This window comes from Fontisphaera persica (assembly GCF_024832785.1).
GTDB classification, from domain to species: Bacteria; Verrucomicrobiota; Verrucomicrobiia; order Limisphaerales; family Fontisphaeraceae; genus Fontisphaera; species Fontisphaera persica.
The window spans coordinates 1,272,547-1,291,445 of the sequence record NZ_CP116615.1 but is presented as its reverse complement, the minus strand read 5'-3'; the positions used below and the strand labels follow the sequence as shown (position 1 = coordinate 1,291,445).

The 18,899-nt window shown below is 57.0% G+C and carries 18 protein-coding genes; 3 read left to right on the top strand and 15 right to left on the bottom strand.

Annotated elements, in window-relative coordinates; genetic code table 11:
- Positions 1-63 precede the first annotated feature (63 nt).
- Positions 64-606, top strand: a complete 543-nt coding sequence (locus NXS98_RS04480) for a ribonuclease H-like domain-containing protein (protein WP_283847277.1) — start codon at positions 64-66, stop codon at positions 604-606.
- A gap of 21 nt (positions 607-627) precedes the next feature.
- Here the strand turns inward: NXS98_RS04480 and NXS98_RS04475 are convergent, their stop codons facing one another.
- The 14 genes from NXS98_RS04475 to NXS98_RS04410 all read right to left on the bottom strand — a co-directional run bounded on the left by NXS98_RS04475 (position 628) and on the right by NXS98_RS04410 (position 13,399).
- Positions 628-2,022: an NADH-quinone oxidoreductase subunit N gene (locus NXS98_RS04475; protein WP_283847276.1), complete on the bottom strand. Its 1,395-nt coding sequence runs from the start codon at positions 2,020-2,022 to the stop codon at positions 628-630.
- Positions 2,023-2,164: 142 nt separating this feature from the next.
- The gene (locus NXS98_RS04470; RefSeq protein WP_283847275.1) at positions 2,165-3,655 is read right to left on the bottom strand and encodes an NADH-quinone oxidoreductase subunit M; all 1,491 of its coding nucleotides are present in this window, start codon (positions 3,653-3,655) and stop codon (positions 2,165-2,167) included.
- Entirely contained in the window at positions 3,656-5,443 is a 1,788-nt protein-coding gene (locus NXS98_RS04465) for a Na(+)/H(+) antiporter subunit D (RefSeq protein WP_283847274.1), read from the bottom strand.
- Entirely contained in the window at positions 5,436-5,696 is a 261-nt protein-coding gene (locus NXS98_RS04460) for a hypothetical protein (RefSeq protein ID WP_283847273.1), read from the bottom strand. The genes NXS98_RS04465 and NXS98_RS04460 overlap by 8 nt, the downstream gene beginning before the upstream one ends.
- Positions 5,693-7,168 carry a monovalent cation/H+ antiporter subunit D family protein gene (locus NXS98_RS04455; RefSeq protein ID WP_283847272.1) on the bottom strand — a complete coding sequence of 492 codons (1,476 nt, stop codon included), beginning with the start codon at positions 7,166-7,168 and terminating at the stop codon, positions 5,693-5,695. The genes NXS98_RS04460 and NXS98_RS04455 overlap by 4 nt, the downstream gene beginning before the upstream one ends.
- A 6-nt stretch (positions 7,169-7,174) precedes the next feature.
- On the bottom strand, positions 7,175-7,492 hold the full coding sequence (nuoK, locus tag NXS98_RS04450) for an NADH-quinone oxidoreductase subunit NuoK (protein ID WP_283847271.1): 318 nt from the start codon (positions 7,490-7,492) through the stop codon (positions 7,175-7,177).
- Between the two features lies 1 nt (position 7,493).
- Entirely contained in the window at positions 7,494-8,039 is a 546-nt protein-coding gene (locus tag NXS98_RS04445; protein WP_283847270.1) for an NADH-quinone oxidoreductase subunit J family protein, read from the bottom strand.
- A gap of 5 nt (positions 8,040-8,044) precedes the next feature.
- Positions 8,045-8,590 carry a NuoI/complex I 23 kDa subunit family protein gene (locus tag NXS98_RS04440; RefSeq protein WP_283847269.1) on the bottom strand — a complete coding sequence of 182 codons (546 nt, stop codon included), beginning with the start codon at positions 8,588-8,590 and terminating at the stop codon, positions 8,045-8,047.
- Positions 8,591-8,596: 6 nt separating this feature from the next.
- Positions 8,597-9,586: an NADH-quinone oxidoreductase subunit NuoH gene (nuoH, locus tag NXS98_RS04435; protein ID WP_283847268.1), complete on the bottom strand. Its 990-nt coding sequence runs from the start codon at positions 9,584-9,586 to the stop codon at positions 8,597-8,599.
- Positions 9,587-9,589: 3 nt separating this feature from the next.
- Positions 9,590-10,723, bottom strand: a complete 1,134-nt coding sequence (locus tag NXS98_RS04430; protein ID WP_283847267.1) for an NADH-quinone oxidoreductase subunit D — start codon at positions 10,721-10,723, stop codon at positions 9,590-9,592.
- Entirely contained in the window at positions 10,720-11,133 is a 414-nt protein-coding gene (locus tag NXS98_RS04425; protein WP_283847266.1) for an NADH-quinone oxidoreductase subunit C, read from the bottom strand. Before NXS98_RS04425 ends, NXS98_RS04430 begins: the two co-directional genes overlap by 4 nt.
- Before the next feature lie 80 nt (positions 11,134-11,213).
- Positions 11,214-11,729 carry an NADH-quinone oxidoreductase subunit B gene (locus NXS98_RS04420; RefSeq protein WP_283847265.1) on the bottom strand — a complete coding sequence of 172 codons (516 nt, stop codon included), beginning with the start codon at positions 11,727-11,729 and terminating at the stop codon, positions 11,214-11,216.
- Complete coding sequence (locus NXS98_RS04415; protein ID WP_283847264.1) at positions 11,696-12,100, bottom strand: NADH-quinone oxidoreductase subunit A; 405 nt, start codon at positions 12,098-12,100, stop codon at positions 11,696-11,698. The genes NXS98_RS04420 and NXS98_RS04415 overlap by 34 nt, the downstream gene beginning before the upstream one ends.
- A gap of 291 nt (positions 12,101-12,391) precedes the next feature.
- Entirely contained in the window at positions 12,392-13,399 is a 1,008-nt protein-coding gene (locus NXS98_RS04410; protein WP_283847263.1) for an aspartate-semialdehyde dehydrogenase, read from the bottom strand.
- A gap of 358 nt (positions 13,400-13,757) precedes the next feature.
- On the opposite strand from NXS98_RS04410, the gene NXS98_RS04405 reads away from it, so the two are divergent.
- Both NXS98_RS04405 and metH read left to right on the top strand, forming a co-directional pair.
- Positions 13,758-14,153, top strand: a complete 396-nt coding sequence (locus NXS98_RS04405; protein ID WP_283847262.1) for a hypothetical protein — start codon at positions 13,758-13,760, stop codon at positions 14,151-14,153.
- 155 nt (positions 14,154-14,308) lie between these two features.
- On the top strand, positions 14,309-18,085 hold the full coding sequence (gene metH / locus NXS98_RS04400; RefSeq protein ID WP_283847261.1) for a methionine synthase: 3,777 nt from the start codon (positions 14,309-14,311) through the stop codon (positions 18,083-18,085).
- Here the strand turns inward: metH and NXS98_RS04395 are convergent.
- The gene (locus NXS98_RS04395) at positions 18,082-18,897 is read right to left on the bottom strand and encodes an SDR family NAD(P)-dependent oxidoreductase (RefSeq protein ID WP_283847260.1); all 816 of its coding nucleotides are present in this window, start codon (positions 18,895-18,897) and stop codon (positions 18,082-18,084) included. The genes metH and NXS98_RS04395 overlap by 4 nt on opposite strands.
- Between the last annotated feature and the right edge of the window lie 2 nt (positions 18,898-18,899).

The following is an 18,899-nucleotide window of genomic DNA, read 5'->3' as shown; positions in this document are numbered from 1 at the left end:
CTGCCACAAATGGCAGTAAATTAGGTTTGGCAACCGCAACATTTGGCGTACAACAGCGGGGCAATGAAAAATATCGTCTATCTCGACGTTGAAACACAGAAATCTGCCGAAGAAGTCGGCGGATGGCATAAGATTGGCGACATGCGCATGAGCGTGGGCGTGATTTACAGCACTGCCGCCCGCGAATATAAAATTTTCCTCGAATCCCAGGTGGACCAGTTAATCAAGGAATTGATGCGTGCTGACCTGGTCGTGGGTTACAATCATGAACGCTTCGACTACGAGGTTTTACATGCCTACACGCCCATGGATTTGCGGCAAATCCCCAGTCTGGACCTGCTGCTGGAACTGCAAGCGGCCACCAACCGGCGGCTGCCTCTGGATGATGTTGCTGCCGCCACCCTTGGGGTGAACAAAACCAGCCAGGGCATGCAGGCACTGGAGTGGTTCAAGCAGGGCAAACTTTTAGAAATTGCCGAATACTGCTGCTACGATGTGAAACTAACGCGTCTGCTACATGAATACGGGGTTGCTCATCAGCACGTCTGGTATCTCGATAACACCGGAAGGAAAGTCAAAGTGCCGGTGAAATGGAAACCAGCCTGAGGCAGCGCTGCCGTCGTTCCCTCAGACCACCATGCCTAGCAACGCAATGATGCGTCCGGGAAAAAGTCCCAGGGCCAGAATCAAGACCACCAATAGCCAGCAAAGCCAGCGCGTAGCGGCATCCAATTCAAGCACCGGCGCCTCCGGTGTGGCATCCCGGAAGAAGGCCTCGCGAATGAGCAGCAGATAATAATAAACCGCGATGGCACTGTTCAGAACCGCAAGCACCAACAACCACAACCAGCCTTGTGCCAGCGCGGCCTTGAGTAATGCCAGCTTGCCAATGAAACCTGCCAGAGGAGGCACCCCGGCCAGCCCAAATACCCCGGCCAACAGTGTCCACGCCAACAAAGGCGAGCGGCGGTGCAGCCCGGCCAGTTCACTCATAGCCACGTTGCGTCCTTCATAAGACACGCGGCAAACCACCGTGAAGCAGGCGAGCGTCATGAAAAGGTAGGCAAAAAGGTAGTACAATGCAGCGGCGCGGCCGTCGCGATCCAAGGCCACCAAGCCCACCACCGTATAGCCTGCATGTGCAATGCCGCTGAAGCCCAGCAACCGTTTAAGATCCGTCTGCACCAGCGCCGCCAGGTTGCCGTAAAACATCGAGGCTGCTGCCAGCACTGCCAGCAACAAAGCAAAGCGCGGGTTGTCTGGGCTGGCCAGCGCGGTCAGGCGGGCCAGGACGGCCACCGCGCCCAATTTGGGTAAAGATGCGATAATGGCAGCAGATTCGTTGGAGGAACCTTGATAAACATCCGGCGTCCAAAAATGAAAGGGGAAGACCGCCAGTTTGTAGAAAAGCCCACAACACGTCAGTGCCAGCCCGGCCAAGGCCAGAGGCGATTCTGCCACGGGCCGCAATTTATGCATGAGGGCTGGCAAAGCGGTGGCCCCCGTAAGGCCATACAGATAACTCAGGCCAAACAGCATGATGCCATTGGCGGCGATGCCGAACATGATGTATTTGGCCGCGGACTCCATTTGTGCACGCTGCCCTTCGCGCTCACGGCGCAGCGGCACCAGCAGGTACAACGGGAACGATGCCATTTGCAAAGCCACCACCAGCGTCAGTACATCCACACAGCTTACCAATGTCACCAGGCCAAAGCCGCCAAGGACGGTGAAAAGATAAAATTCGGGGCGGAAATCGGCGGGAATATCCCGCAGCCCGCCTGCGGTAAGCAACGCCAGAAACAGCCCCAAGGCCAGGAATAACTTAAGAATCTGTGAAAACCCATCCACGCGATAAGCGCCGTCGAATAGAATGGATTCCGCCGGCAGGGCCAGGACACAGGCGGCAATGGTGGCCAGTGCCGTTCCCAAGGCTACCCGACGGGCCAGGAGGCTGCGGCGCTCGCCCAGCGTGACAAAGAACAGGGCAAGCGCCCCGGTTAGCAGCAGCAGCTCAGGCAAATATGAATTGATAAAATGCAGCATCAAAAGGATCCATGACCTGCCGGGCAGGCAACTTCGTAGTTGGATTCAAGAGCAAAGACAAGCGCTCCCCCGGCAGTGCGCGGGTTTGTTGTCTCACGAAAGCCGAGGCGGGAGATGTTCATAATTTCGCTGCCGACTGAACTTGTTGCAATAGGTTTAGCAAACTAGGCCGCATGGCCTCCACGAAGGAACCGGGCTTCAGTCCCAGCCAAAAAACCAGCATGAACAACGGCAACAAGGCTGCAATTTCGTGCCAGCTTAAGTCTTTGATGCCAGCATGGTCAGGGTTGCAGGTGCCGCCCCACGCCAGGCGTTGAAGCAGGCGCAAAAGATACGCGGCCGCAATGATAACTCCCGGCACCGCCGCCACGGCCACCATCGGCACAGAAGCAAAGGTGGAGGCCAAAACTAAAAATTCGCCAATGAAACTGTTGGTGCCCGGAAAAGCCATGCTGGACAGGGCGAACACGCCAAAGGCGGTGATGAAAACAGGCATGAATTTCCCCACCCCCGCCGCGGCATTCATTTCGCGGGTATGCAACCGCTCGTAGAGCAGTCCCACACAAATAAACAGCGCGCCGGTAGTTATCCCATGATTGATCATCTGCAGCATGGCACCCTCGAGGCCGCCACTGGTAAAAGTAAATATGCCCAGCGTCACAAACCCCATGTGCGCCACACTAGAATAAGCCACGAGCTTTTTCATGTCGGTTTGTGCCAAAGCCGCCAGGCCCCCGTAGATAATGGCGATGACCGATAGCCACTGAATTGCCGGAGCAAATAGCTGTGCAGCTTGTGGGGTTATGGGCAGGCTCAATCGCACAAAACCGTAACCGCCCATCTTAAGAAGAATACTGGCAAGCAGCACACTGCCCGCCGTGGGAGCTTCCACATGGGCTGCCGGCAACCAAGTGTGAAAGGGAAACATGGGCACTTTGATGGCAAAGGAAATGAAGAAAGCGAGGAAGACCCAAAACTGAACGTTCATGGGGTACTCCCGCCCCATTAAATCGGGAATGTGAAACGTTCCGGCCTGCAAAAACAAGGCAATGATAGCCACCAGCAGAAACACCGAGCCGGCCATGGTATAGACAAAGAACTTGAGCGCGGCATAGATTCTGCGCGGACCGCCCCAGACACCGATGATTAACGCCATGGGAATCAACATGGCTTCCCAGAAAACAAAAAAGAGCACGAAGTCGAGCGCGCAAAACACCCCCAACATGGCGGTTTCCATCAACAAGAGAGCCGCCAAAAACTCCTTCAGCCGGGTTTGGATGTAGGTCCATGAAGCCAGCACACACAGAGGCATCACCAGGGTGGTTAACAGAACCAGCCACAAACTGATGCCGTCCACCCCCACCGTATAATGAATCTTCCACGGAGCAATCCAAGCATGTTGCTCCACAAACTGATAGGCCGCGGTCTGCGGGTTAAATTGGGGATAAAGGAGCAACGAAACTGCAAACTCCCCCGTGGTGAAAAACAGGGTCCACCAGCGTTGAGCGCGCGCCCCCGGCAGCAATAACAGCACCGTCAGCGCTACCAGCGGGCTGAAAATCAAAACGCTCAGCCAGGGGAAACCGATATTGTTGAACAAGTCAGGCATCTACCAAATCCAAAGAAACAACAGGAGCAGCACGGCAGCCATGGCGAAAGCCAGCGCCAAGCTTTCCTGCAAATGGCCGCGTTGCGCCAGGCGCACCCGTGCGCCAGCAGCCCCGATGGCCGCCGCCAGCCCATCCACCGCCCCGTCAATGACGCGCTGATCAAATTGGCCCATCAGCCGGGCGGCACGCATCAAACCGGCCAGCCCCAGCCGCTGATAGAGAGTGCCCACCCATGCATCCAGGCATTGCACCGGCCCTTCCGCAACGCGCAAAAATACCCGGCCCGCCTTGCGGTAAAACCAGTCCAAATCCAGGCTGATGGTGGGAGTGGGTTCCAGTTTTTTCAGCAACAGGAAAAAGCCCACCGCGGTGAACAAGAGCACCAGCAAAGTCTCAGAGATATGATACGCGGTATAGGGGTGATAATCGGCCACTACTTCCTGATGCGGCAGCATGTTGTACAAGTAGGGTGTGTATATGCCAATAAAAATGCACAGAAAGGATGCAATAGCCATGGCCGCATTCATGTTCCAGGGCGGGTCAGCCGCACGCTCCCAGGTCTCCGGACGACAACGGTTTTGCCCAAACCAGATGAAATAAGGCACCTTCAAACCTGTATGCAGGAAAGTGCCAACCGACGCAAGCATCAGCAAATAGGCTGCCCCCAGACGGTGCCCCTCAAAGCCAGCCGCCACAATCATGGACTTGCTGACAAAGCCGCTGAACAGGGGAAAAGCCGAGATGGAAAGGCCGCCAATTAAAGTGAACAGAAAAGTCCATGGCATCTTCTTGTACAAGCCCCCCAGTTCTGTAAATCGGCTCTCGCCCGTCATATGCAACACGGCGCCACAGCCCATGAAAAGCAAACCTTTATAGAGGATGTGCGCAAAAGCATGGGCGCAGGCCCCATTGATGGCCATGGCTGTGCCCATGCCTACCCCGGCCACCATGTAGCCCACCTGACTGATGATGTGATAAGCCAGCAACCGGCGGCAGTCATTTTCCAGCACTGCATACACCACCCCATACAACGCCATGACCACCCCCAGTGGCACCAAGATTTCCCATCCCGCAAAACCACGGCACAAGGCATACACCGCCGTCTTGGTGGTCAACGCGGACAAGAAAACTGAACCATTGAAAGTGCCTTCCGCATACGCATCCGGCAGCCAGGCGTGCAGTGGGGGCACGGCTGCATTCAACAGAAAACCCACCAGGATCAACCACGCCGCCACGCCTCCCTGCCCCCACGCCATGGACTGGAAAGCCAGGCTGCCTGTGGCGCCATGATGCAAAATGATGCCGGCAAGCAAGGAAAGTCCGCCAGCCACGTGCACCAGTAAATAACGAAAGCCCGCCGCCAGCGCCCTACGACCGCGCCGGTACCAGACCAAAAATACGGAGGCAAACGCCATCAACTCCCAGAACACAAACAAGACCAGGAAATCGCCGGCATAGATGACCCCAAGGGAGCCGGCCGCATAGAACCACGCGGCACTGTGCTGCCCCGACTCCTTGACGTGCCATCCATAAAGCGTGGCAATCACGCATACCAGCCCCATGATGTAACCAAAAATCTGGCTCAGGGCATCTACTCGTCCAAAAACCAGCGTCCACTTCAGAAATGCCAACTCCCCATGGATGCCCGGCGTTAGTTGGGTGACTCGCCAGAAAGCCAGCAGGGGTATGGCCAGCAACCAGATTTTACGGGCACGTTCAGGAAGCCAGGGCAATACCAGCGCGCCCAATACCAAAATCAGGGCCGGATGAAGCCAGAGGTCACTCATCGTAGTAATCCTCCTTTCGCATGATGCCCAATTTCCCAAACGCCTTGGACACCACGATGAGCAACGCGCACCCCACCACACCAAAAATCGCCCAGAATCCCGGCCACCGCTCTATTTGCGTGTGAGCGTGGCTTTTATCCACCACGCCGGGCACGGCGTCCAGGAGCACCAGGACGGCCAAAATGGCCAGACAAACCTTGACCACCCAGCGCAAACGCGCCCTCAGCCATTCAATGATTTGAACCAGTTTCATGGAAGTATTTCCTGGGTGAGGCGCAGGAAGAAATCCGGGTAACAGCCGATGACCACGGAAATCACCGCCGTAATCGCCAGTGGCACCACCATGGCCGGATGCGCCTCACCTTGGTGTTCCAAGCTCGCTTCGCCAGTGGGTGCCCCGAAAAAGGCCTGATAGATTACCGGCACGAAATAGGCTGCGTTTAACAAGGTGCTGGCCAGCAACACCCCAATGATTAACACCGAGCGTGCATCCCATGCGCCCAGCAACAGATTCCACTTGGTAATGAAGCCCGCCACCGGCGGGGCGCCAATCATGCTGAGGGAGGCGATGGCAAAAGCGCCAAACGTCACGGGCATGGCGCGCCCCAGTCCGGCCATTTCCGAGATGTTTTTCTTGTGCGTGGCCACATAAATGGCGCCCGCACAGAAGAAAAGGGTGATTTTGGAAAAGGCGTGATTGGCGATGTGCACCAGTCCTCCCTCAATGGCTGCCGGGGTTAACAACGCCACGCCCAGAATCACATAGGACAACTGGCTTACCGTGGAGTAGGCCAGCCGCAACTTGAGGTTGTCTTGACTCAGCGCAATCACGGACGCAGCAATGATGGTGAAAGCGACGAAATAGGCGGTAGGCAGCCCCAAGCCAAAAGCCTCCATTCCGTCAGTGCCGAATACGTACAACATCACACGGACAGTGCTAAAAACACCCGCTTTCACCACGGCCACCGCATGCAGCAGTGCACTCACCGGCGTGGGGGCCACCATGGCGCCAGGCAGCCAATGGTGTAAAGGCATGACGCCGTTCTTGGCAAAGCCCAACAGGCAGGCCACATACAATAACGTAAAGACCAGTTGTGAAGTATCGGCAGGCAGAATACCAGGCCGGATGTTGTCTGCAAAATCCAGCGTGCCGGTCAGGGCATAAATGGCCGCCATGGCGGGCAGCACCAGACCTTTGGCGGTCAAGGTCAGGTAAGTGAGGTACTTCTTGCCCCCGGTGTATCCCTCCTCATCCTGGTGATGGGCCACCAAGGGGTAAGTCGTAATGCTGATTACTTCATAAAACAGGTACAGGGTCAGCAGATTGTCCGCAAAGGCACAACCTATGGCGCCAAACAAAGCCAGCGCGAAACAGACGTTGAAGCGCGTCTGGGCATGCTCATGAAGTCCTCGCATGTAGCCGGCCGAGTAAAATACCGTAACTACCCACAAGGCAGAGGCCGTCACCGCGAAGAGCATGGACAGCGCATCGGCGCGCAAGCTGATGCTCAGCCCGGGCAACAAGGGAAAAAGGGTATAAACCAGTTTGCGATCTGACCGAATTTCCGGCAGGAGAGAAAGCGTGATGGCCAACAACGCAACGGCGGCCACGAGCGAACTGGCCTCGCGCCGGTTGGGATGCCGGCGGTTGAGCAAAACCAGCCCCGCTCCCAGCAACGGGGCCAGCAACGCCAACAAGAGGCGGATATCGTGGGCGCTTTCCATGAACGATTATCCCTTCAAATCCGTGAGATCGCGGGTTTGAATCGAACGGTAATTACGATAGACCGCGATGATGATGCTTAGGGCGATGGATACTTCCGCCGCCGCCAGCCCCATGATGAACAGGACAAAGATTTGCCCATGGGCCGGTTGAGGGGCATGAAAATGATTTAATGCCACAAAATTCAGCGCGGCCGCCGAGAAAATCAACTCGCCTGAGATGAGCATGCCCACCAGCGTGCGGCGGCGAAGAAGTCCGAAAATGCCCGCCGCAAGCAGAAAGGCGGCCAGCACCAGATAAATTTCAGATTGTTGATAGATAGGCATGTCAATGTTCTCTTGTCCGACCTTCCCGTGCCACCACCAGCGCGCCCAGAATGGCCGCCAGGAGCACGAGCGAAATCAACTCAAATGCCAGGCAATAAGTGGTCAGGAGGGAAATCCCCACGGCCTTGAGGGAATCATCCCCCCGCATGACCGGCTCCGCCGGCCAGGGCCCGGCAAGGCTAAGATGACTCAGCAGCAGGAAAATCCCGAAGGCGGGAACCAACATGATGATTGCCCATGCCCACGTGGCCCGGGTGCGTGGCGCCGGCGGCGGCTCGTCCGGCTCCGCCAGCATGATGGCAAAAACTATGGTCACGCAAACGGCCCCGATATAAATCAGCACCTCCATCAAGGCGAGAAACGGACTGTGCAAGTAGTAGTACATTCCCGCCAGCCCCAGGCAGCAAATGGCCAGCCCGCAAACACTGCGAATAACACGTGTCGTCAGTACAGCAATCAATGCTCCACCAGCAGTCAGCGCCACAAAAAACCAAAACAAGGCCGTGATGCTGGCACCGGCCGCGTCCACTCCCAGAATGCCCAGCATGGTCATTACCTCCCCTGCCCTTCCACGGTTACCACCACCACATCTGGCGTTCGCTTGGGGGCTTCCCCCGTTTCGCTGCCGGGTGCCGCGACTGGCTCAGGCGGGGGTTGCCGACGGGCCTCCTCTTCCAACCGCTTGAAAAGGTCCATGATGAATTCTTCCTTGGAAAAACCAGCAAGGTTGTAGTCCTTGGAAAAACGAATGGCCCCGCTTTTGCAGGCTTCAATGCAGGAACCGCACAGACTGCACTTGGTAAAGTCCAGCTTGAATACAGTGACCGATTTGCGTTTGGCGCCCGGTTTTTTCTCGCCCTCGACCAGGATGCAATCGCTGGGACAGGCCTTTTCACATGCCTTGCAGGCGAAGCAAATTACCTCGCCCGTCTTGGGGTCCCGTACCAGTTCAATATGACCGCGAAAACGCGGGGGAATATGAGGCGCTTCATAGGGATACTGTTCGGTGACCGGCGGTTTGAAAAACTCCCGCAATGTCACCTGCAGGCCTGCCCACAGGCTCAGGCATCCCTTCCAGAAATCTCGGGCACTTTTCATGAATAATCAGAACAACTTCAACACAACGGCCGTCAGCACCAGCGTCCCCAGCGAGATGGGGATTAACACCTTCCACGAAAGATTCAACAAGGTGTAAAATTGGGTACGGGGAAAGGTCCAACGCACCCACATCACTGCAAAAATCAAAAGGTACATCTTCAGCAAAAACCAGAACACCCCGGGCAGGATGCCGATGGGACTTTGCCAGCCGCCCAGAAACAACAGCGTGGCCAGAGCGCAGCCCACGAGCACGTTGGCATATTCGCCGATGAAGAATACCCCGAATCCCATGCCGGAATACTCGGTGATGGCGCCGGCCACCAGTTCACTTTCCGCTTCAGCCATGTCGAACGGAGCACGGTTGGTTTCCGCCAGCATGCAGATGTAAAACACCAGAAAGGTCACCGGCGCGAGCGGGTTATGGTCCAGGCGAAAGATGTTCCACTTCCAGAACGGTCCGGCCTGTTGTTGCACGATTTCCATCAGGTTGGTGGTGCCCGTGCTCATGAGCAGCGTGATGACCACCAGCAGCATGGGAATTTCGTAGGCCACGTTTTGTGAAACCACCCGTGCCGCTGAAATAATGGCGTATTTGTTGCGCGAGGCCCACCCGGCCAGCATCACCGCCAGCACATGGATGGAACCAAAGGCGAACACCACCAACATGCCCAGGTGAATGTTGCGGGCGACCAAGGAATCACTGAAGGGAATAACCGCCAGACTAATCATGGCGGGAATAATCACCAGCAGGGGCGCCGTGCGAAATAAAACCCCATCCACTGTGGGCGGCACCAGCAACTGTTTGGTCAGGAGTTTGATGCTGTCCGCAATCGGCTGCAACAGGCCGGCGAATCCCACCTCCGTTGGCCCGAGACGGCGCTGGAAACGCCCGGAGCCTTTGCGCTCCGCCCACACCAGATAAGCCGCATTCAGCCCCACAAAAGCCATCAGGCCGAAGAGCCAGGCCAACAGTCGTATGGGTTCCGGCAGGTTCATCGCTTAGCGGTCAATGTCAGGGATGACGAGGTCCAAACTGCCAAGCAGAGCCAGGGCATCCGCCAGCATCATGCCCCGGCTGGCTTCTTCAAACAGGGTGATGTTGCAAAAAGAAGGTGTGCGCCAGCGCACCCGATAGGGCATTTCCTTGCCATCACTGACCACGCGGACCAGCAAACGCCCACGCGCAGCTTCCACCGCAAAGCAGTAATCGCCCGCTGGCGGTTTCAGGGCGCGGGGCACCCCCGGGGTTTGAAAGGGGCCTGCGGGAATCATGGCCACCGCCTGTTCAATAATCCGCAAACTCTGCGCCATCTCCTCCATGCGAACACGGTAGCGCGCCATGCAATCCCCTTCGGGATAATGGGGAATGTCAAATTCCAACTCGGAATAAACTGAATAAGGCTCCATGCGACGCACATCATAGGCCATGCCGGAGCCACGCATTACCGGGCCGGTCGCGCCATATTTGCAGCACATTTTTTTGCTGATGGGCCCTATGCCTTCCAGCCGTTTGCGCAGGATGAGATTCTCGGTCACGAGGGTGTCGTACATCTTCAACCGTTCACGCATGTAGGGCACAAAATCACGCGCCGCACTCAGAAATGCATCATCCACATCATTGCACACTCCGCCAAACCGGTAATAGCAATACGTCAGCCGTGAGCCGGTAATGCCTTCCAGCATGTCGAGAATCTTCTCCCGGTCATCGAAGGCATACAGCAGCGGCGTGAATCCGCCGAGGTCCAACAGAAAGGCCCCAAACCAAACCAAATGACTGGAGATGCGATTTAATTCCGAAGTAATCACCCGGATAAATTCCGCGCGACGCGGCACCTCAATGCCCGCCGCCCGCTCCACCGCCGCCACGTAGGCGTGGGTGTAGGTCATGGCGGACAAATAATCAATCCGGCCTGTGTTGGGCAGGTATTGGGCCCATGTCCGGTTTTCCCCCATCTTTTCGTGCATGCGATGGATGTATCCTGCCACCGGCTCGGCGCGCAGGATGTACTCGCCATCCATCGTTAACTTGATGCGCAACACCCCATGGGTCGCCGGATGCTGCGGCCCCAAGTTTAGGATGAAAGTCTCATTGCCAGCCCGGCGGGCGGCTTCGATGGCCTCGGCAGGCGTCATGCAGCCGCAAAATCTTTCCGCAAGGGGTGGTAATCGGCGTCATCGGGCAACAACAGTGGCGCCAAATTCGGATGCCCGGAAAAATGGATGCCAAAAAACTCCCACGCTTCCCGCTCATGCCAGTTCGCGCCGGGATAAACATGGGAGATGCTGGGCACCTCCGGCAAATCACGCCGCACCCGTGTGCGAATGGCCACCCGCCATCCCAAGGCGGGATGGAAATAATCATAGACAATCTCCATCTGATTGTCCTGCGGCCAATCCACCCCGGTCACGGCATCCAAAGCAAATCCCTCCTGTTCCATCAACGCCGCCGCCAGCACCACCTGGGCCGGCTCCACATGGCCTTCAAAGTGCACACCGCGGCGAGCATAGTCCACTCGCTCGAGCGGAAGGGCCAGATGAGCCAAAGGATGCTCAGCGGCCGGCAGGGGGGGTGCCACCTTTGGCTGTGTATTAGTATTATTTATATTCATGATAAGACAGTAGGTTATGCTGGCTCTGAGGCTGGTGGCGGTTTGACTTCCGGCCACCGCCGTTTGCCAGTAAGTTTCTTCTCCAAGGCCAATATCCCTTCAATCAAAGCCTCCGGCCGAGGAGGGCAGCCGGGGATGTACACATCCACCGGAAACAGCTTGTCCACCCCCTCCACCACGGAATATTGACCGGGATACACAAAAGGCCCGCCAGAGATTGCACAGTTCCCCATCGCAATCACCCATTTAGGCTCCGGCATCTGGTCATAGAGCGTTTTTACCGCCGGCGCCATTTTTTTGGTAATGGTGCCCGCGACAATCATCACATCCGCCTGCCGTGGCGATGGTCGGAACACCTCGGCGCCAAATCGTGCCAAATCAAATCGGGACGCGCCTGCGGCCATCATCTCGATGGCGCAACAGGCCAGGCCGAAGGTCAACGGCCACAAGGAGTTAGCGCGGCCCAAGGCCAGCAAATCCTCCAGCCGCGCAAACTTCACGATTTGGGAACATTGGACTTCCGAGTCCATTCGAAGATTCCTTTCTTCCAAGCATACACAATGACCAGCGACAAGATGCCCACAAAAATCAACACCTCCACCAGGTCCCGCCACGCGAATTCCCGGTCATAGACCAGGGCGACGGGAATGAGAAACAACACGTCCACGGCGAAGGCGACAAAAATCAAGGCATATAAATAGTAAACGGCGCTGTACCGAATCCAGGCGTCGCCAATGGGGTCCATGCCGCACTCGACAAACTGGCCGGTCTTATTTGCCGATTGACGGGTGTGGCGGGCGGAAAGCAGTTTCCCCAGGATGACTGGCGCCAGGGCAAACAACAGCCCCCCGAAGGCGAAGGCCGCCAGGTACACCAGGTCGAGATAATAAGTTTTTCCCATAATGCCCGTCCCAGAAAATATCCATCAGTTTTCTTTTTATTCAACTAATTTCTATCACCAGATATACTTATATAATTAGTTTAATTCTTTTTGAATACTTATGATGTCGCGTTTCGTCATGCCGCGTTTGTTAGCCTGGAAAGTTAGCAGGACCAGACCGCCCTTGCTTTGAGCCAGGTCATGAAAATGAAGGTTAACCAATGTTACCGCCGGAAAGCGCTAAAATATGAACCGGCGGAAGTTTGCGCTTCCGCCGGTTGGAGCAATATCAATCGCTACCCAAGCCTGGTTCTAGAGCTTCAGCAACTCCTCGGCAATCTGCACTGCGTTCAAGGCGGCGCCTTTCAACAGTTGGTCACCGGAGACCCAGAAGCAGAGGCCGTTGTCCAGAGCGCAGTCCTGACGCAGACGGCCCACTTCGCAATTATCCTTCTCGGCGGTGAACAACGGCATGGGGTATTTCTTGTTTTCGGGATCATCCACCACATCCAGGCCGGGCGCCTTGAGCAGCACTTCGCGCGCTGCCGCCACCGTGACCGGCTTCTCAAATTCCGCGCTGACGGCCACGGAATGGGCCCGATACACCGGCACGCGCACACAGGTCACACTGGCGCGGAAAGCGGGGTGATGCATGATTTTCCGGCCCTCATTCTGCATCTTCATTTCCTCCTTGGTGTAGCCATTGGCCAGGAAGGAGTCCACATGGGGCAGCACATTGAAGGCAATTTGATGAGGATAAACTTCTTTGGTGACCGGCTCGCCGCGGACAATTTGATTTATCTGCCGGCGGAGTTCTTCGATGGCCTTCGCGCCAGTGCCGGAGACCGCCTGGTAACTGGAGGCAAAGATGCGGGTGCACCCAAACGCCGCATGCAGCGGATACAAGGCCATCAACGTGATGGCCGTGGTGCAATTGGGGTTGGCAATGATGCCCTTGTGCCACTTGACGTCGGCGGCATTGATTTCCGGCACCACCAGCGGGACCTGATCATCCATGCGGAAGCAGCTCGAGTTGTCCACCACCACACAGCCATCCGCAGCAGCCAGCGGCGCAAATTCCTTCGAGATGCTGCTGCCGGCGCTGAACAACGCAATATCCACCCCTTTGAAGGAATCCCGCTTCAGTTCGGTTACCGGCACCTCTTCGCCGCGGTATTTCAACTTTTTGCCCACGGAACGGGCCGAGGCCAGCAGCGTCAGCCTGGCCACTGGAAAATTGCGGCGTTCCAAAGTTTTCACCATCTCGACGCCGACGGCACCCGTCGCGCCGACCACGGCAACATGTAGATTATTGCGCATAATCGTTAAAAACAAACGAGGGGCGACTATAAAACAATCTTTCATTCTGTAAATAGCAGAAATGGACAAAATCGGCGCCGTTTCTTAACCATGGGTTTCGTGGGGTACCAAGTTCCTCGGTTGCCCCTGAGACACTCCTAAATCATATGGGGCCGGCATAATGGGGCTTCTGGCTGTTGACGCCCTTTTTCTTGACGCCTAACCGCTGGCCGCGCTGAGGGAAGCGCCATGTTTGATTGAGAGGCGGTAAAATCTGGTAACACTGGCTGGCCGCTCATCGTCAAGAGAATTGAAGGGCCATCCCGCTCGTGGTGAGCGAGGAGCAGGCCATAGCAAGAGACGAATGATGAGGTGAACCATGATGAAAAAGCATTGGATATGGTGTCTAGGTGCTGGCCTGGCCTTCGGGTTGATGGCAGCCGCACCAGCGCAAGCCGCAGATAAACCCGCAGAGGCGGCTGCACGTCCCAAAGCCGCCCAAAAACTCAAGGAATTGGGCGTCGAATTGGATTTGACGACGGAGCAGAAGGCCAAGCTCAAAACCGTACTGCAGGAACAAAAAGATAAACTGAAGGGAATCCGCCAGGATGCCTCTTTGGGCAAGGTGGAAAAAGCCGCAAAACTGCGCGAGGTTCAACAGGGACTGGCAGACAAGCTCAAGGAAATCCTGACCCCCGAGCAATACGCCAAGTGGGAGAAGGCCCGCAACGAGGCCCAGGCTGAAAGAAAAGCGAATCGGCAGCAAAAGCGTTAAACCTTTTGTCCCAGGCCGGCCTCCCCTGCCCTGCCCATTCGTGGTGGGGCAGGGGTTTTTTATCGAAAACCACTCACGACGCTTACAATATCATATCATCATATCAGGATAAAATGATATTTACAATGTTGTAACGTGTGCTAATCTCCTCTTATATGAGTGGCGCGTTTGCAGGCAACACAGCGCGAGGACAGGCACTGGCCGAACTGCTACGCCAACGCATCGTCATCATTGACGGGGCGATGGGCACCATGATCCAGATGCGCAAACTGGAGGAGGCGGTTTTTCGCGGTTCCCGGTTCGCCTCCTGGCCCCGCTCCCTGAAGGGATTAAATGACCTGCTGAACCTGACTGCCCCCGACGTGGTGGAATCCATCCACGCAGCCTATCTGGAAGCGGGTGCTGATATCATTGAAACCAATACCTTCAATGCTCAGGCCATTTCCCTGGCGGATTATGACCTGCAGGCGTTTGCCTATGAAATGAATGTGGCAGGCGCTCAATGCGCCCGGCGTGCCGCGGACGCCTTCATGCAACACCATCCCGGCCGGCAATGCTGGGTGGCTGGCGCGCTGGGACCCACCACCCGCACGGCCTCCCTGGGCACAGATGTGCATAATGCCGCCTCTCGCTCCGTCACCTACGATGAATTGGTGGCCGCTTACCACGAACAAGCCCGCGGCCTGATGGACGGAGGCGTTGATATCTTCCTGGTCGAAACGATTTTTGACACCCTGAATGCCAAGGCGGCGTTTTTTGCGCTGCAGAAACTGTTTGATGAACGTGGGATTTCGCTGCCCCTGATGGCATCAGTGACCTTCATTCAAGCGGGCAGCAATCGGGGCGTCACCGGCCAGACGGTGGGCGCTTTCTGGACCTCAATTGCCCATGTGCCCTTGCTGAGCGTGGGCATGAATTGCGCTTTGGGGCCGCGGGAAATGCGGCCACTGATTGAAGAACTGGCCCAAATCGCCCCCGTATTTGTCAGTGCCTACCCCAATGCAGGCCTGCCCAATCCCCTGCTCCCCACCGGTTTTCCGGAAACACCGGAAACATTGGCCCCACAACTGGCTGAATGGGCTCGCAACGGCTGGTTGAACCTGGTGGGCGGCTGTTGCGGTACCACTCCCGACCACATCCGCGCCATTGCTGAAGTCATGCGGGACATTCCGCCCCGCCAGCCGCCGCCAGCGGACACGCACTTGCACTTGAGTGGTTTGGACGAGTTGGTGGTCCGCCCGGAAAGCAACTTCATCAACATTGGCGAACGCACCAATGTCACCGGCTCCCCCAAATTTGCGAAGCTCATTCGGGAAAACCAATTTGAAGAGGCCGTCAACATCGCTCGCCAGCAGGTGGAAAATGGCGCGCAGATGATTGATGTCAACATGGATGAAGGGCTGTTGGATGCCGAGCGAGCCATGACCCACTTCCTGCACCTGATTGCCACCGAACCGGAAGTGGCGCGGGTGCCGGTCATGCTGGACAGCTCCAAGTGGAGCGTCATTGAAGCCGGCTTGAAATGTCTGCAAGGCAAAGGCGTGGTCAATTCCATCAGCCTCAAGGAGGGCGAGGAGAAATTTTTGGAGCAGGCCCGGCTGATGCGCCGTTATGGTGCGGCGGTAGTGGTGATGGCCTTTGATGAGCAGGGCCAGGCGGACTCTTACGAGCGTAAAATCGCGGTCTGTGCCCGCGCCTACCGCCTGCTCACGGAAAAGGCCCATTTCCCCCCTCAAGACATTATTTTTGATCCCAACGTCCTGACGGTTGGCACCGGCATGGAAGAACATGCCAACTACGGCGTCGCCTTCATCGAGGCGGTGCGTTGGATCAAGCAGAACCTTCCCCTGGCCAAAACCAGCGGTGGCATCAGCAACGTTTCTTTCAGTTTTCGCGGCCAAAACGTCGTGCGCGAAGCCATGCATTCGGCCTTTTTGTATCATGCCGTGCGCGCCGGGCTGGACATGGGCATAGTCAACGCCGGTATGCTGGCCGTGTATGAGAACATTCCAGCCGAATTGCGCGAGCGGGTGGAAGACGTGCTTCTCAATCGCCGCCCGGACGCCACGGAGCGATTGATTGCCTACGCCGCCCAAATGCGGCCCCAGCAGGCCCAGCAGGTCGAAGCAGAAGCGGCCTGGCGTCAGGCCCCCGTGGAAGAACGCTTGAAGCACGCCCTGATTCACGGCATCACGGATTACATCGAAACCGATGTTGAGGAAGCTCGTCAGAAGCTCGGACAACCGCTGGCGGTGATTGAAGGCCCCTTGATGGACGGCATGAACGTGGTGGGGGATTTGTTCGGCAGCGGACGCATGTTTTTGCCTCAGGTGGTCAAAAGCGCGCGTGTGATGAAAAAGGCCGTGGCTTATCTGCAACCCTTCATGGAAGCGGAAAAAGCCTCAGGCGCGGGGCGGCCTCAAGGCAAGGTGTTGCTGGCCACTGTCAAAGGGGATGTGCATGACATCGGCAAAAACATCGTGGGTGTCGTGCTGGCCTGCAACCATTACGAAGTGATTGATTTGGGGGTCATGACGCCCTGCGAGAAGATTCTCGAAGTGGCGGCCCGGGAAAAAGTGGATGCCATCGGGCTCAGCGGCCTCATCACCCCCTCACTGGATGAAATGGTGCATGTGGCACGGGAGATGGAACGCACTGGCCTGGAGTTGCCCCTGCTCATCGGCGGCGCCACCACCAGCAAAGCCCATACGGCCGTGAAAATTGCCCCCGTGTACCACGGCGCAGTGGTGCATGTTTTGGACGCCTCCCGGGCCGTTCCCGTGCTGGGCAGTTTGTTAAATCCTGAGCAGCGGGAAACATTCCTCAAAAACCTACGGATGGATTACGACCGGCTGCGCCAGGAGCATGGTGCGCATCAGGCCCGGCTGGTGCCGCTGACGGAAGCCCGGCGGCGCCGGCCAAGATTTGACTGGGAGTCCGTGGACATTCCCATCCCAGCTTTTTTGGGCGTGCGCCAATTGGCGCCGGACAGCGGAGACCTGCGCATCACCGTCGCGGACTTGGTGCCATACGTGGATTGGTCGCCCTTTTTCCATGCCTGGGAGCTGCGCGGTCGTTTCCCGGCCATTTTGGATGATGCGTCGGTGGGGCCACGGGCACGCGAGCTGTATGCGGATGCCCAGGCGATGCTGGAAAAAATCATCCATGAGCACTGGCTGCAACCTCGCGGCGTTTACGGCTTTTTCCCCGCCAACAGCGTGGGTGATGACGTGGAGGTGTACTCGCCGGACGAAGCGCAGCGGGTCATCGCCCGCTTCCATTTTCTGCGCCAACAAATGGAAAAACCGGCTTCCCAATTCAACCATTGTTTGGCGGACTATATTGCGCCGCGTGAAAGCGGGCGCCGTGATTATTTGGGCGCCTTTGCGGTAACCGCCGGCCACGAGGTGCACTCCCGCGTGCAGGCGTTCAAGGCCGCGCATGATGACTACAATGCCATTTTGCTGGAGGCCCTGGCCGACCGTCTGGCTGAGGCGTTTGCCGAATATCTTCATCAGAAAGCCCGGCGTGATTGGGGGTACGGGCGTGACGAACAACTATCGCAGGAAGATTTAATCCGCGAGCGCTATCGCGGCATTCGCCCGGCTGCCGGTTATCCTGCCTGTCCGGACCACAGCGAAAAATGGACGCTCTGGCAGTTATTGCAGGTGGAAGAACACACTGGCATACGTCTGACAGAGAGCGGCGCCATGTGGCCTGCCAGCAGTGTCAGCGGGCTGTACTTTGCCCATCCCGAAGCCAAATATTTTGGCGTGGGCAAGCTGGACCGTGACCAGATTTTGGATTATCACCTGCGCAAAGGCATGCGGCTTCAGGAAGTCGAGAAATGGCTGGGGCCTTACTTGAATTATACTCCATCCCCGCTGCCATCCTCCCCTGCCCCAACCTGCGCCTGTGGCAGGCCACATTAAGGGCTGGAGGGCGAACCGTGCCAACGGCGTCGAGCATACCATTTCCCCAGGCTTTGCACACCCGGCATTTTCATGCCCAAAACCATAAGGCGGTTAAACCAACCGGGGATGAAGACGCCCGAGCCGCGTTCCACGGCGTGCAAGGATTGACGCACCACCTCCGCCGCTGTCATCCAACAGAACGAGGGCACCACCTGGCGGTTGAAATGACGATACTCCTCCGTGTCATGAAACTCCGTGTGGGTAAATCCCGGGCAAAGAGCTTGAATATGCACCCCCGTGCCCTCCAACTCGGCGGCAAGGGCCTTGGTGAATCCCACCATCCACAACTTTGTCGAGCTGTACATGGCGCTGGTGGGCACCATGGCGAAAGCGGCAATGGAGGCCACATTGATGATTACCCCCTGACGGCGCTGCACCATGGCGGGCAGCACAGCCCGGATTAAGCGGGCCGTGGCTTTGACATGCACTTCAATCATGGCCATTTGCTTGGGCGCTTTGGTTTCATGGTAAAGTCCACCAGAACCAAAGCCCGCATTATTGATTAACCACTCCACCGGAGGCGTGCCCTGCAGCCGCTGGGCCACAAGCTCCTGGCCGCTGGTCTCAGCCAAATCCGCCGACAGACACTCTATTGTCACCCCATGTACTTGCTTTAACTCTCGCGCCAAAGCTTCCAGACGCTCGGCCCTTCTTGCCACCAACACCAGCCGCTGCCCACGCCTCGCCAGTTGGCGGGCAAACTCCGCCCCAATGCCGCTGGAGGCTCCGGTTATTAACGCTGTGCCGGTGGGAAGGGCGCTGGTTTTCATGC